The organism is Streptomyces sp. cg40 (assembly GCF_050320165.1).
GTDB lineage: Bacteria > Actinomycetota > Actinomycetes > Streptomycetales > Streptomycetaceae > Streptomyces > Streptomyces hokutonensis.
This window is the reverse complement of the sequence record NZ_CP190128.1, coordinates 66,681-81,129: the sequence shown is the minus strand read 5'-3', so window position 1 is coordinate 81,129 and position 14,449 is coordinate 66,681. Positions and strand designations below refer to the sequence as shown.

At 69.8% G+C, this 14,449-nt stretch carries 10 protein-coding genes; 9 read left to right on the top strand and 1 reads right to left on the bottom strand.

Annotation, left to right across the window (positions count from 1 at the left end; genetic code table 11):
- Positions 1-44: 44 nt before the first annotated feature.
- The 8 genes from ACQHII_RS00345 to ACQHII_RS00310 all read left to right on the top strand — a co-directional run bounded on the left by ACQHII_RS00345 (position 45) and on the right by ACQHII_RS00310 (position 11,103).
- Positions 45-1,403 carry a cation:proton antiporter gene (locus ACQHII_RS00345; RefSeq protein ID WP_427917222.1) on the top strand — a complete coding sequence of 453 codons (1,359 nt, stop codon included), beginning with the start codon at positions 45-47 and terminating at the stop codon, positions 1,401-1,403.
- 182 nt (positions 1,404-1,585) lie between these two features.
- Positions 1,586-2,797, top strand: coding sequence for an ROK family transcriptional regulator (locus ACQHII_RS00340; protein ID WP_427917221.1), 1,212 nt, complete (start codon positions 1,586-1,588; stop codon positions 2,795-2,797).
- Between the two features lie 132 nt (positions 2,798-2,929).
- On the top strand, positions 2,930-4,279 hold the full coding sequence (locus ACQHII_RS00335) for an ABC transporter substrate-binding protein (protein ID WP_427917220.1): 1,350 nt from the start codon (positions 2,930-2,932) through the stop codon (positions 4,277-4,279).
- A 2-nt stretch (positions 4,280-4,281) separates the two neighbouring features.
- A complete protein-coding gene (locus ACQHII_RS00330) occupies positions 4,282-5,280 on the top strand; it encodes a carbohydrate ABC transporter permease (RefSeq protein WP_427917219.1) in 999 nt (332 codons plus the stop codon).
- Complete coding sequence (locus tag ACQHII_RS00325) at positions 5,277-6,140, top strand: carbohydrate ABC transporter permease (RefSeq protein ID WP_427917218.1); 864 nt, start codon at positions 5,277-5,279, stop codon at positions 6,138-6,140. The genes ACQHII_RS00330 and ACQHII_RS00325 overlap by 4 nt, the downstream gene beginning before the upstream one ends.
- Positions 6,141-6,180: 40 nt before the next feature.
- Entirely contained in the window at positions 6,181-7,464 is a 1,284-nt protein-coding gene (locus ACQHII_RS00320) for a 6-phospho-beta-glucosidase (RefSeq protein WP_427917217.1), read from the top strand.
- Entirely contained in the window at positions 7,457-8,464 is a 1,008-nt protein-coding gene (locus tag ACQHII_RS00315; RefSeq protein ID WP_427917216.1) for an N-acetylglucosamine kinase, read from the top strand. Before ACQHII_RS00320 ends, ACQHII_RS00315 begins: the two co-directional genes overlap by 8 nt.
- A gap of 410 nt (positions 8,465-8,874) precedes the next feature.
- On the top strand, positions 8,875-11,103 hold the full coding sequence (locus ACQHII_RS00310) for an NEW3 domain-containing protein (RefSeq protein ID WP_427917215.1): 2,229 nt from the start codon (positions 8,875-8,877) through the stop codon (positions 11,101-11,103).
- Between the two features lie 18 nt (positions 11,104-11,121).
- Here ACQHII_RS00310 and ACQHII_RS00305 read toward each other — a convergent pair whose 3' ends face one another.
- Positions 11,122-11,802 carry a polysaccharide lyase family 7 protein gene (locus tag ACQHII_RS00305; RefSeq protein ID WP_427917214.1) on the bottom strand — a complete coding sequence of 227 codons (681 nt, stop codon included), beginning with the start codon at positions 11,800-11,802 and terminating at the stop codon, positions 11,122-11,124.
- A 266-nt stretch (positions 11,803-12,068) separates the two neighbouring features.
- On the opposite strand from ACQHII_RS00305, the gene ACQHII_RS00300 reads away from it, so the two are divergent.
- Positions 12,069-14,408 (top strand): glycosyl hydrolase family 95 catalytic domain-containing protein, encoded by a 2,340-nt coding sequence (locus ACQHII_RS00300; RefSeq protein WP_427917213.1) that lies wholly within the window; start codon positions 12,069-12,071, stop codon positions 14,406-14,408.
- Positions 14,409-14,449: the final 41 nt, after the last annotated feature.

The window sequence follows — 14,449 nt, the reverse complement described above, 5'->3', positions numbered from 1 at the left end:
CTTCCACGACGTTCGCCCCACCAGCCAGAGGAGGCAGGTCCGCGATGCTCACTGACTCGACGGTCGCCGCGGTGCTCACCGCGATCGCGGTGGCCGCGCTCGCGTGCGCGTTGTTCGGCGCGGCGGCACGTGCGATGCGGCAACCCCCGGTGATCGGACAGATCCTGGCCGGAATCGCGCTCGGCCCGAGCCTGCTCGGCCGGTTGCCCGGCGATCCGACCGCGATCCTGTTCCCGGCACACGTCCTGCCGTACCTGGGCATGCTCGGGCAGGTCGCCGTGACGGTCTTCATGTTCTCCGTCGGCTACGAGCTGACCGCGCACCGCCGTCAGGCGGCCGGCCGTGCGGTGGGCGCGGTCGCGGTCGGTGCGTTGGTGGTGCCGGTGTGTCTGGGGGTGGTGCTGGCCGTGGCCGGGCGGGCCGGTTTCGGTTCCATCGGTGAGCCGAACGCCGGTGACGGGACGTTCGTCCTGTTCATCGCGGTGGCGGTCTCCATCACCGCGCTGCCGGTTCTTGCCGCGATCGTGCGGGATCGCGCTCTCGACGGAACGCCCGCGGGTGCGGTGGCGCTGGCTTCGTCGGGCTTGATGGACGTGGTGGCGTGGTTCGCGCTGGCGGCGGTCACGCTCGGCGCCGGGACCGCGGGCGGCGGGTTCTCGGGAGTGCGGGAGGTGGGCCTGCGGATCGTGCTGCTGCTGGTGCTCGCGGTGGTGCTGCTCGGTGTCGTCAGGCCTGTGCTGCACCGCTGGATGCGAGGCACCGGCACGGCGCCCTACCACCTGCCCGTCGCGCTCTCCCTGGCCACGGGTGCGGCGGCGGCGACCACCGCTCTGGGGCTGCACGCGGTCTTCGGCGGCCTGCTCGCGGGCGCTGCCGTGCCCCACCTGCTGCCAGGGTCGGGGACGGGTTCGGCCAGGGAACCCGAACCCGGTTCGGATCGCCTTCCCGTGCCTTTCCTGGGTGGCGCGCTCCACGCGGTCGAGTCCCTCCTGCTGCCCCTGTTCTTCGTCACCACAGGCCTCGCTCTCGACGTCGGATCGCTGCGCCCGGGCGACTTCGTGCTTCTCGTGGTGCTCTGTGCCGTCGCCTGCGCCGGCAAGCTCGGCGGCGGCTATCTCGGTGCCCGCCTCGGCGGCCTGCCCCGGCGGCCGAGCGCGACGATCGCCGTCCTGCTCAACACACGTGGCCTGACGGAACTGATCGCTCTCAACCTGGGTCTGGTCTCGGGCATCATCCATGAGCGGTTGTTCACCGTGCTGGTGCTGATGGCTGTCGCCACGACGCTGATGACCGGTCCGCTGCTGTCGGCCCTGGGCCATCGTGGGAGCGGCCGAGGGCCAGAGGGTGTCCGCGCGAAGCCGGTGACCGCGCCCGGCACGGCACCGGCCTCTACGCGGAGTTGACGTACGGGACGAAGGGGCCTGGCCGGTGCACCGGCCAGGCCCCTTTCGCATGCTCGCCGGCTCCCGGGCTCGCGCAGGGTCTGCGTCGCGCGGTGCGGCCGAAGGGTTGATTCCGGTCATGCGCCCGCGTATAAATAAGCAACTTTCTTTCTTACAGACTCGCATGTCGAGACGAGGCCCCCGTGATCCGCCGCTATCCAGCAGGCCCGCAGCGGTTGCTGCGCTCGCTCAACGGCCGTGCCGTGCTGGAGGCCATCGACGAGGCGGGCCTGGTCACGACCACCGACCTGGCCGGGCGGATCACGCTGTCCCGGCCCACCGTGGCCGCCGCCGTCGCGCTGCTGCTGGAGCGCGGGGTCATCACCGAGGTCGGCCCGGCGACCGGCCGCAAGGGCCCGGCACCGGCCCAGTACCGGATCAACGCCGACTGCGCCTTCGCGATCGGTGTGGACGTCGGTCACCGCAAGATCCGTGCCGCGGTCGCCGACGTCACCGGCCGCGTGCGCGGGCGTGCCGAGTCCGAACAGCAGGGGCATCGGGGCGCGGACGCGCTCGTCGCGCAGATCCTGGACATGTGCGTCGACCTGGCCGGTCAGGTGGACCGGTCGCTGGCGGACATCACCCAGGTCGTGGCCGGCCTGCCGGCCGCTGTCGGCCCCGACGGGCGACACCTGTCGTACGCCGCCGGACTGCCCGACTCCGGACAGGGGTTCGGTGCCGCGCTCGGCCGTGCGATCCCCGTGCCGTTGGTCCTGGAGAACGACGTGAACCTCGCGGCGCTGGCCGAGCGCACCCACGGCCTCGGCAGCGACACCGACGACTTCGTCCTCGTCAGCCTGGGCGTCGGCCTCGGCCTCGGTCTGGTCGTCGACGGCCGGGTCCGGCGCGGCGCCACCGGAGTCGCCGGAGAGGCCGGCTACCTGCCCAGTGACCGCATGATCGCCCCGGTCGGACAGCGCCGGGACCTCGTCCAGGAACATCTGGGAGCCCGCTACATCAGCGACCGGGCCCGCCGCCTCGGGCTGCCGGGCGACGGCAGTCCGCGCACCGTCTTCGAACTCGCCCGCACCGGGGACCCGGGCGCGCTGGAGATCGTCGACGACACCGCCCGCAGCGTCGCCTACGTGGTGGCCTGCGTCGTACCCCTCATCGACCCGGCACTCATCGTGCTGGGCGGCGCCATCGGCGCCAACGGCGACCTCCTGCTCGAACCGGTCGCCCGTCACCTGGCCGACTTCAGTACGTTCCGGCCACCTGTCGTCGCATCCGGCCTCGGCCAGGACGCCGTGCTCACCGGAGCGACCACCATGTCGGCGGAACTGGCCCGCGAGGCCGCCTTCGCCGCAGCCACCACTCCCGTCCCACAGGCAGAGTCACCGTCGTCTCTGTCCTGACCGCCGTGTGAAACACCGCGGCGACGCCGTCTTGCCGGACAGCGCCGCCGCACACGTCACCGGGCATTGCCGTGCCCGATCGACCGACCGATCCGTCACCCAGGAAATGCCATCTCCGAGGAAGGACGATCAGTGTTCAAACCTATCACCGGGGCTACGGCCGTCACGGCGGCCGGCGTACTGCTGCTGGCCGGCTGTACGTCGACCGGATCCACCTCGTCACAGCCCGACTCGGCGATATCGCCGGGCGCCTCGCACAAGGCCACCACCGTCACGGTCTGGACCTTCAACCACCTCCCGAACGAAGTGGCCGCCTTCAAGGCCACCCTCGACCGGCTGCACGCCAAGTACCCGTGGCTGACCGTGAAGTTCGTGCCCAACAAGGACGACGCCGCCTACGCCAAGGCCGTCGCCGCGGGCGATCCACCGGACGTGTTCATCAGCTCCACGCCCGACAACGTGGCGAAGTTCTGCTACAACGGCACCGTCGCCGACCTGAGTCCGTACCTGTCCTCGGCGAAGATCGACACCGCCAAGACCTTCCCGGCCGCGACCCTCGTCTACACGCGCTACCAGAGCAAGCAGTGCGCGCTGCCTCTGCTGACCGACGCGTTCGCGCTCTACTACAACAAGAAGATGTTCGCCGCGGCCGGCATCACCAAGCCGCCCACGACCCTCGCCGAACTGACCGCCGACGCCAAGAAGTTGACCGTCAAGAACGCGGACGGCTCCATCAAGACCTACGGCTTCGTGCCCCGCTCCGACTACGACGTCAACCGCTACCTCTTCGTCGGTGCGCACAGCGGCACGGATTTCTACGGCAAGGACGGCGGGACGACCTTCGCCTCCGACCCCAAGTGGCAGCAACTCCTGGCCTGGGACCAGGACCTGATCGACTACTACGGCAAGGCCAACGTCCAGAAGTTCGTGGGCCGTTACCAGCCGCACGCCGACGACGCCGGCAACCCGCTGCTGACCGGCGCCGCGGCCATGGAGTACGACGGCGAGTGGCACGTCGGTGAAATCGCCACGGAGAAGAAGGACTTCGACTACGGCGTCGTACCGATGCCGGTCCTCGACGGATCGTCGGGCACCTACGGCGCGGGCACCACGCTCGGCACCGTCGCCTATCTGTCGGCGGGCTCGAAGCACAAGCAGGAGGCGTACTTCGCGCTCCAGCAACTCACCACCGACACCACGTTCCTGAACACCCTCGCCGACACGGTCTACAACATCCCCACCACGTTCGCCGCGCTCAAGGCCTGGGACAAGCGCGACGACCCGCACTGGAAGCCGTTCGTCGACGTCTTCGAGAACGCGCACTCCTCCTACAAGGCGGTCACCCCGGCCGGCGTCGAGGACATGGACACCTGGCGCGCGTTCCTGCTCGACTACGAGCAGGGCAAGACGAAGGACGCCGCGAGCGGGCTGGCCACGGTCGGGAAGAAGATCGACAGCCTCAACTCCGAGAGCGGGCAGTAGAGATGACGACCGTTCTCGCCCCCGTCGGCGAGGCCCCGGGCTCGGCGCGCACGCGCCCTGCCCGGGGCGGGCGGCGTCGCCCGAGCCGGGCCCGCTGGTGGGTCGTCCTCGCCTTCCTGTCCCCGTTCGTCATCGGGTTCGCCGTCTTCGTGCTGTACCCGGTGGCGGCCACGCTCTACTACTCGCTCACCGACTTCCAGGCCGGCTCCTACCGGCCCGTCCAGTTCGTCGGACTGCGCAACTACCGAGCCCTGTTCACCGAGTCCGACACCTTCTGGGTGGCGGTGCGCAACACGCTGTGGATGGTCGTCGTCATGGTGCCGCTGCGCACCGGCTGGGCCATGCTCACCGCCTGGGTGATCATCCGGGTCAAGCGCGGGCGGGCCGTCTACCGCACCCTGTTCTTCCTGCCGTCGATGGTGCCCGTGGTGGCCTCGGCCCTGTCGTTCATCGTGCTGCTCAACCCGATCGGACCGCTCAACCGGCTGCTGGGCTGGGTGGGTGTCGACGGTCCCGGCTGGTTCTCGGACCCCGCCTGGTCCAAGCCCAGCCTCGTCCTGATGGCGCTGTGGGCCAGCGGCAACGTGATGGTGATCTTCTCCGCCGCCATGCTCGACGTACCCCGCGAGCTGTACGAGGCCGCCGAACTCGACGGCGCCGGCGCCGTGCAGAAGTTCCGCAGCGTCACCCTCCCGGCGATCTCCCCGGTCATCTTCTTCGCCCTGCTCACCGGGATGATCTACACCTTCCAGTACTTCACCGAGGCGTTCGTCGCCTCCAGTTCGGCCAATGCCACCTCCTCCAGCAACGACCTCATCGGCTACCCCGCCAACTCGCTGCTCTTCTACTCCACCGAGCTGTACCGGCAGGGCTTCGCCTACTTCAAGACCGGCTACGCCTCGGCCATGGCCTGGCTGCTGTTCCTCGTCATCTTCGCGGCGACCGTGGTGTTCATCCGCGTCTCGCGCCGCTTCGTGCACCACGCGGGAGGCGGCCGATGAGCACCCTCGACCTGACGAAACGCCACCCCCGCACCGGGCGACGCCTGTTGTACCTGCTGGCCGAACACGCACCGGCCGTGGCGGTCGCACTCTGCTTCCTGCTGCCGCTCACCATCGGCGTACTCACCGCGTTCATGACCCAACACCAGGCGGGCACCGGCTCGTTGTGGCCCTCACCCTGGGAGTTCGGCAACTTCCACGAGGTCTTCAAGGCCATGCCGTTCGGCCGCGACCTCCTCAACACCATGCTCTACGCCGGCCTGTCCACGATCGGCGTCGTCATCTCCTCGGTACCCGTCGCCTACGCGCTGGCCCGGCTGCGCTGGCGCGGCCGGGAGGGCGTCTTCCTCGTCGTCCTCGCCGCGATGATGATCCCGGCCCAGGTCACCAGCCTGCCCCTGTACGTCATGTACGCGCACATCGGCTGGGTGGGCACGCTGAAGCCGCTGATCGTCCCGTCCTTCTTCGGCGACGCGTTCAGCATCTTCCTGCTGCGGCAGTTCTTCCTCACCATCCCCGACGAGTTCACCGAGGCCGCCCGGGTCGACGGCGCGGGCGAACTGCGCATCCTGTGGCGGGTGTTGATCCCCATGGCCAGACCGGCGATCGCCGCCGTGGGTCTCTTCGCGTTCCTCTACGCCTGGAACGACTTCTACAACCCCCTGCTCTACACGGGCAACAGCGACACCGGCCAGACCCTCGCGGTGGCCCTCAGTCAGCTCGCCAAGAACGGCCACCAGAACGCGTACCAGCTCCAGATGGCGGCCTCGCTGATGTTCCTGCTGCCCGTCCTGGTGCTGTTCTTCCTGGCCCAGAAGGTCTTCGTCGAGGGCATCGCACTGACCGGCGTCAAGGGCTGACAGCCGTCGCCGCAACCACAGTTGGCCAAGGAGCACTCTCTTGAAGATCACCGTTGTCGGCGGTGGCAGCACCTACACACCCGAACTGATCGAGGGCTTCGCCCGGCGCGCCCAGGTGCTGCCGGTCGACGAACTCGTCCTGCACGACATCGACGCCGAACGCCTCGCCGTGATCGGCGCCCTTTCCCGCCGAATCCTCGCCCGGCACGGCTTCCCCGGCCGCCTGACCACCACCACCGACCTCGCCGCAGCGGTGGACGGAGCCGCCGCCGTACTCGTCCAGCTCAGGGTGGGAGGGCAGGCGGCCCGGCTGGTCGACGAGACCCTGCCGAACCGGTTCGGCCTGCTGGGCCAGGAGACCACCGGCCCCGGCGGCTTCGCCAAGGCCCTGCGCACGGTGCCGGTGGTCCTCGACATCGCCGCCGAGGTACGCCGCCGCGCCGAACCCGGTGCCTGGATCGTCGACTTCACCAACCCCGTCGGCATCGTCACCCGCGCACTGCTGGACGCGGGCCATCGCGCGGTCGGCCTGTGCAACGTGGCGATCAAGTTCCAGCGGCAACTGGCCGCCCGGTTCGGCACCGACCCCGACCGGGTACGGCTCGGCCACGCCGGCCTCAACCACCTGTCCTGGATCCGCTCGGTCACCGTCGACGGCGTGGACCGCCTGCCGGAACTCCTCACCGGCGACGCGCTCGACGACCTCGCGGCCCAGGTCCGCGTCCCCGCCGGGGCGTTGCGCGACCTGGGCGCCATCCCCTCCTACTACCTGCACTACTTCTACTGCACGGACGACGAGGTGAAGGCCCAGCAGGCCGGAGCACACCGCGCCGACCAAGTCATCGCCATCGAGAAGGAGTTGCTCACCCTCTATGCCGATCCCGGGCTCGACCGGCAACCCGAACTGCTCCAGCGGCGCGGCGGCGCCCACTACAGCGAGGCCGCGGCGGCACTGGTCACCAGCCTGCTCACCGGTGACGGCGGCCACCACTACGTGAACGTACGCAACAACGGAGTCCTCGCCGGCCTGCCGGACGAGGCGGTGGTCGAGGTCCCGGCACATGTCGACGCGTCCGGTCCCCACCCGGTCCCCGTACCGCCCCTGCCACCCGAGATGCTCGGGCTCGTACAGGCGGTCACCGCCTACGAGACACTCGCTGTCGAGGCGGCCTTGACGGGGGATCGTACGGTGGCCCGGCGTGCCCTGATGGCCAACCCGCTCGTCCGCGAATGGGCCCGGGCGGACGCACTGTTGAGCGCGCTGCTGGAGGCCAACCGCCCTCACCTTCCCCGGTACTTCGCGAACGAGGCCGCCGATGCCTGACCTCGTGGTGGGCGTCGACGGAGGGAACTCCAAGACCGACCTCGTCCTCGCGGACACCGAAGGACGGCTCCTGTCCTGGGTACGCGGCGAGGGCACCCGTCCGCACACCGAGGGAATGGAGATCACCACCGAACGACTCGCCCGCCTGGGCCGGCATGCCCTGACCGCGGCCGGCCTGCCCGTCACGACCCCCGTCTCGGTCGCCGCGTACTTCCTCGCCAACGTGGACCGGCGCACCGACGAACGCCTGGCGTTGGGGCAGTTGACCCGACTGGACGTGGCCACCCGGACCCTCGTGCGCAACGACACACTCGCCGTCCTCCAGGCCGGCGCACCCGACGGCTGGGGCGTGGCGGTCGTCTCCGGCGCCGGCATCAACGCGGCAGCGATCCATCCGGGCGGCCGCTCGGCTCGTTTCCTGTCCCTCGGGGACATCACCGGGGACTGGGGCGGCGGGCTCGCCGTGGCCAGGGCCGGCCTGGGAGCCGCCGTCCGCGCGGGCGACGGACGGGGTCCGGCGACCCGGCTGCGGCAGGAGCTGCCGGGCCACTTCGGCCTGCGCAGCGTGGAGTCGGTGGCGCTGGCCGTCGGTAGCGGCGACCTGCCGATGACCGCGCTGCACGGCCTGGCACCGCTGGTCTTCGCGACCGCTGCCGACGGCGACACCGTGGCCCGGGGGATCGTGGAACGCCTCGGTGACGAGATCGTCGCCATGGTCACCGCTCTGCTCCGCCGTCTCCGCCTCCTGCGCACCCCGACACCGGTGGTACTCGCCGGCGGCACACTGCAGAACGACCAGATCCTGCTGCGCGACCACATCAGCGGCTGCCTGGCCACGGAAGCTCCGCTGGCCCGGCCCCGGGTCCTTGATGTGCCGCCGGTCGCGGGCGCGTTGAGGGAGGCGCTCCTGACCGCGGGCGCCCCGGCCGCCGCGCAACGCCGCCTCCGCGAGGCCGTCGCCGACCGCGAACCACCGCCGTCGCTCGCGACGCCACCGTAGCGACGGGCGGGCGCCGCCCCGCCGCGGACCTGCGCCAACGCTGACACGGGCTTTCGCCGATGCCCGGAGTCTCGCCCCGGGCCGAACCGCGGACCGGTCCGTCATCGACCCTCACGGTGATGACCGACCAAAGCCCCTTGATACGCGGCCGACGCCCAACGGTGCAGCTGAAATCTGGCCGATTATGCACGAGGGGCTGCAGATCGGAGCAGTGGCGTTTGTTACCGATTCATCGGATGAATGTGTTGACGTGGCGGTGGATCGCGCATAGAACATGTGCCGTTCGACCGGTAAAGGCAAGGCAGTTGCCGTTGGCCACTCTGAGGAGTCGTTCGATGTATGCGAGATTGATCAGATGTCTGCTGTCTTTACTCCTTCTCTTCGGGCTCGCGGCAGGTGTGTCGCCCGCGATGGCCGCACCCGCACCCACGGCCCCGGCGGACGGAGCCGCACCCATCTCGCCCACACCGCCCATGGGCTGGAGCAGTTGGAGCGCGCTGCGCGAAGGCAGTGGCCTGACGCAGGACGGCGTCAAGGCTCAGGCACGGGTCATGCGCGACAAGCTGTGGCGCTACGGCTACCGCTACATCAACATCGACGCCGGGTGGTCCGACCACCTGGACGCCTACGGGCGAAACGCCTGGGACACCACGCGCTTTCCCGACGGCATCCCCGCTCTCGCCGCGTATCTGCACCGCCTGGGGCTCAAGTTCGGCATCTACCTCACGCCGGGCGTCCCGATCGAGGCGTACCAGAAGAACCTTCCGGTCCAGGGCACCGCGTACCACATGCAGGACATCGCGGACCCGACACAGCCCGGCAACACCCACAACGACTCCTACCGCATCGACTTCAGCAAGCCCGGCGCGGAGGAGTACGTGCAGGGTTACGCCGACCTGTTCGCCTCCTGGGGCGTCGACTACATCAAGATGGACTTCGTCGGCCCCGGCGGCGGCCTGGTCGCCGCCGACAACCGTCCCGAGATGCGGGCGTGGCACCAGGCGATCGTCGCCACCGGCCGTCCGATGCACCTGGAGCTCTCCAACTCGCTCAGCATCGCCGACGCCGCCACCTGGCAGGCCACCAGCAACGGCTGGCGCACCGGCGGCGACATCGAGTGCTATTGCGGAGTCAACGGATCCAGTACCCCGCTGACCAGTTGGCAGCGGACATCGGCCCGGTTCGACCAGGTCGCGGCCTGGCAACCGTTCGGCGGCTCCGGCGCGTTCAACGACTACGACTCGATCGAGGTCGGCAACGGCGGCGACGGCGGGCTGACCCCCGACGAGCGGCAGACCCAGCTGAGTCTGTGGTCGCTCGCCTCCTCCCCGTTGCTCCTGGGCACGGACCTGACCAGGCTCGACGCGGCCGACCTGAGGCTGCTGGCGAATCGTGACGTGATCGCCGTGGACCAGGACGCCGTCAATGCCTCGCGAGTGAGCAAGAGCGCGACCGCTCAGGTCTTCGCGAAAACGGAGCCGAACGGCGATGTGATCCTGGGACTGTTCAACACCGGGTCCGTCGCGCAGACCGTCTCCGTCGCCGCGGACACGGCCGGCCTGTCCGCGTCCTCCTCGTACCGCCTCGACAACCTGTGGACGCACCAGGTCACCCGGTCCTCCGGCGCCACCGTCGCCGCCTCGGTGCCCGCGCACGGCACGGCGCTGTTCCGAGTGCGTCCCTGGGCCGCGGGCAAGACGCCGGGGCGCCCGCAGACCGGCCTCACCCTGACCGCCCCCGGCAGCCTGGGAACCGGTCAACAGGCCACGGCCAACGCGGACTTCACCAACTGGGGCACCGTCGTCGCGACCGGTGTCCACGTGTCCCTGCCCGTCCCGAAGGGCTGGACGGCCACCCCGCTCTCGCCCACCTCCTTCGCCGCCGTCGCGCCCGGCGCGACCGTCCGCGCCACCTACCGTGTCACGCCACCGGCGTCCATCACCCAGCTCTTCCCGACGGTCAGGCTCGACGCCGTCGCCCACTTCCGCTGGAACCCCGGCACCGGGGCACGGGCCACCGGCTCGGCCGCAGGGCACACGTCCGTTCAGCTCGCGGAGCCCGTCCAGGCTCCACTGCACACCTTTTCCTCTACGCCGGAGCCCGCGAACTTCTCACAGATCGGCTCCACCCTCGGCATTCGCGCGGCCGGCGCCGACGTCTACGGACCGAGGAGCGAATACGGCGCGCTCTATGTCCCCGGCGCGGAACACGACGGCTCCGTCACAACGGTGCGCGTCACCTGGCAGCGCTACCAGAGCTCCGGTGCCAAGACCGGAATCATGGTGCGCAACGACATCACCGGCGCGAGCAACTCGCCCGGCTTCGTGACCGTGGGAGTGAGCGCGAAGAAGGGCTACTTCATGCAGTGGGACACCGACGGCGACGGGCGGCTCGACGCCGGCACCGCGCCCAACGGCTCCGGCGTCGGCAAGCCCGTCCTGCCCAGCTGGATCCGGCTGGTCCGCTCCGGCACCACCTTCACCGGCTACTACTCCACCGACGGCACCGACTGGACCCGACTGAGTACCGCGGACGTCCCCTCCGCCGCCGGGACCCAGGACGTCGGTCTCTTCGGTACTTCTGCCAGCCCGGGCTACCCGAGCGAAGACGATTTCGCCGACTTCACGACCAGTGGTTGACGGTCTGTAAGCGCATCGTCACTTCGTCCAGTAGCGGAGGTTGCGGAAGCGTGCCTCGACACGGCCGGAACCGTGGTCGTACACGCCGTTCTTGAAATAGCGGGTGGCGGGGCCCCGGTCGGCGACGGTCAGGACGAGGCTGTCGTCGAAGTAGACCTTGACGGTTCCGGTCCCGCTGCTCGCCTGGTGGGCGATCTTCACGTTGAACCAGGTGTCGTAGGCGCCTGTCTTCAGCACCGTGCCGTCGTATCGACGCACGGTGCCGCCGCCCGTGTCGTAGACGTTGAGCATGATGTCGGTGGCGGGGGTGTCCGAAGGGTGGACGCTGCGCAGGATCTGGACGAAGGAGGCGCCGTCGGTGCCGGAGGGGAGGAGGACGTCCGCGTCCCACATGTGGTTGCCGGTGGTGTAGTCGACCTTCCAGCGCATCTCCGTGCGTGGGTCGGTGGAACTGCCCTCCTCGAACGGCTCGTCGGTGGCGTACACCCACATGCGGTGGACGCCGTCGCTGTAACTGTGCCGGTCGTCGAGATCCAGGTCCCAGGGCTTCTGCCAGCTGTACGCGAACGAGGTCTGTGTCCAGCCGTCGGTCGGGCCTGCGGCCGGGGCCGCTTCGGCGGGCGAGGCCGGCGGCAGGGCGAGCGAGGCACCGCCGGCCAGCAGGCCGACACCGGCACGTAAGAGCGATCTCCTGTTCATGGGGTTTCCTGTCCTTTCGGTGGGGGTCGGCCGTGGGCCGAACGCGGAGTACGCGGTGACAACGCGAACGCAGGGAATCGCAATACATCGGATGAGTCAAGGGTTGGGTGAGGCTCTGAATGCCTACTCCTCTTCTCAAATTGCCGCCAAAACAAGGTAGTTGCACATGGGTGGTCATCGGTTCCGGTCATTGACAGGTACCTGAACCGTACCTACGGTCTCGATAGACCCGATGTATCAGTGACTGTCAGTTCTGGAGGACGATGATGACCTCGCAGTCGGGGAACCACGCGCCGCTGCCGCGCAGAGTCCTGCTCGGCACCGCGTTGGGAGGAGCTGCGGCCGCAGCCCTGCCCGCTGGGACGGCCCATGCCGACGAGTCCATACGAGCTGAGGGGGCGGCCGACGTCGTGCCGGCGGCCCGGGCCGGCCGAAGTCCCTGGAGACTCCGCGACACCATGCGTGCCGACAGTGCCTGGGAAGAGTTTCTGCGCGGCCAGGACCTGCTGTGGAGCCGGCTGCCGACCCTCTGGTACGAGGGGCCGTTCCTCGGCGACGGGCTGCTCGGCAGCATGATCTACCAGGAGCCGGGCGCCAACCAGATACGCCTCACCGTCCAGCACGGCCGAGTCCAGGACCACCGCCCGGAGTTCGGCAGCGGCTGGGGCACAGCCCGCCTGCCTGTCGGACACCTCACCCTCGAACCGGCCGGCACCATCACCGCCGTCGACTGGCGCCTCAGCCTCTGGAACGCCGAACTCACCGGCACCGTCACCACCACCGCCGGCACCCTCACCCTCGCCGCCCTCATCCACGGCGAGGTGCTCGCCGTCCGCGCCACGGCCACCGGCGGCGAGCACGCCACCTGGACCTTCCACCCCGAGGAGGCCATCAGCCCACGCAAGATCCAGGAGTCGCCGCCCGCGGGCTACACCGCCAACCCGCCCTGGACCACCGCGACCGCGGCCGACGGCACCGAGCAGGTCCTCCAACCCCTCACCGGCGGTGGCCAGACGGCCACCTCCTACCGCCGTACCGGCGACGATCTGCTGCTGAGCGTCGGCCACAGCTTCCCCTCCGGCAGCGCGGCCGAGGCCGACTCCCGGCGGAACCTCCGGCGCGCCGTGTCCTACAGCGCCCTCAGGCGACGCCACACCCGCTGGTGGCACACCTTCTACCGGAAGAGCTTCGTCTCCTTCCCCGACCAGCGGCTCCAGAGCTTCCACTGGATCCAGCTCTACAAGGTCGCCTCCGCCAGCCGCGCCGACGGCCCCGTCATGGCCACCTCGGGCCCCTGGCTGGAGCCCACCCCGTGGCCCGCCGTCTGGTGGAACCTCAACGTCCAACTCGAATACTGGCTGATCCATGCCTTCAACCACCCGGAACTGGACTCCCTCGCCACCACCCTGCGCCAGAGCCAGGAACAGCTCACCGCCAACGTGCCCGCCGCCTACCGCACGGACAGCTCGGGGATCGGCCGCAGCTCCGACATGTTCGCCAACCGCGAGGTGGGACGCCCGGGCACCGGCGCCGAGACCGGCGACCTCACCTGGGCCCTGCACAACGTGTGGCTCTCCTACCGCCACTCCATGGACAAGTCACTGCTCCGCGACACGATCTACCCGCTGCTGCGCCGCACGATCACCTACTACTGGCACTTCCTCACCCCGGGCAGCGACGGCAGACTGCACCTGCCCAGCACACTCTCGCCCGAGTACCCGGTCGTCCCGCCCCAGGACACCAACTACGACCTCGCCCTGATCCGCTGGGGCTGCCAGACCCTTCTCGACTCCGCCGAACTGCTCGGCATCGACGACGAGTTGAAGCCCCGCTGGCAGGAGATCCTGGCCCGGCTCACCCCGTACCCGGTCGACGCCAACGGCTTCATGATCGGCGCCGACACCCCGTACGCGCAGTCCCACCGCCACTACTCGCACCTGCTGATGGTGTACCCGCTGTACCTCGTCAACTGGGACCAGCCCGAGAACCGCGACCTGATCACGAAGTCCGTGGCCCACTGGCACGCGCTGACCGGTGCCCACCGCGGCTACAGCTACACCGGGGCCGCCTCGATGTACGCGATGACCGGTGACGGGGACACCGCGATCACGTACCTGCGGAAGTTCTTCGATCCCACCACCCGCTATCCCTGCCGCGCCAACACGCACTACACCGAGGCCGGGCCGGTCATCGAGACGCCGCTGTCCGCCTCGCAGTCCCTGCACGACATGTTCTGCCAGAGCTGGGGCGGGGTGATCCGCGTCTTCCCGGCCGTCCCGTCCTCCTGGGCGGACGCCACCCTGCACGACTTCCGCACCCAGGGCGCCTTCCTCGTCAGCGCCGTACGAAAGGCAGGGGTGACCCGGTTCATCAGGATCAGAAGCCTGGCCGGCGAGCCGCTCAAGCTCCGGCACGGCCTCACCGGGCACCTCACCGTGCTCCTGGACGACGGCACTCCCGCCCACACCCGCGATCTGGGCGACGGCACCCTGGCCATCGACCTTCCCCGCGGTCGTGAGGTGCTGGTGCACGCCGGTTCCCGTCCCGACCTCGTCATCGCGCCCGTCGCCGTCAGTGAGCCGGGGGCGGCCTGGGGGTTGCCGTAGCGGAGCCGGACGACGTCGCCGTGTCGTCGGGTGCCGGACGG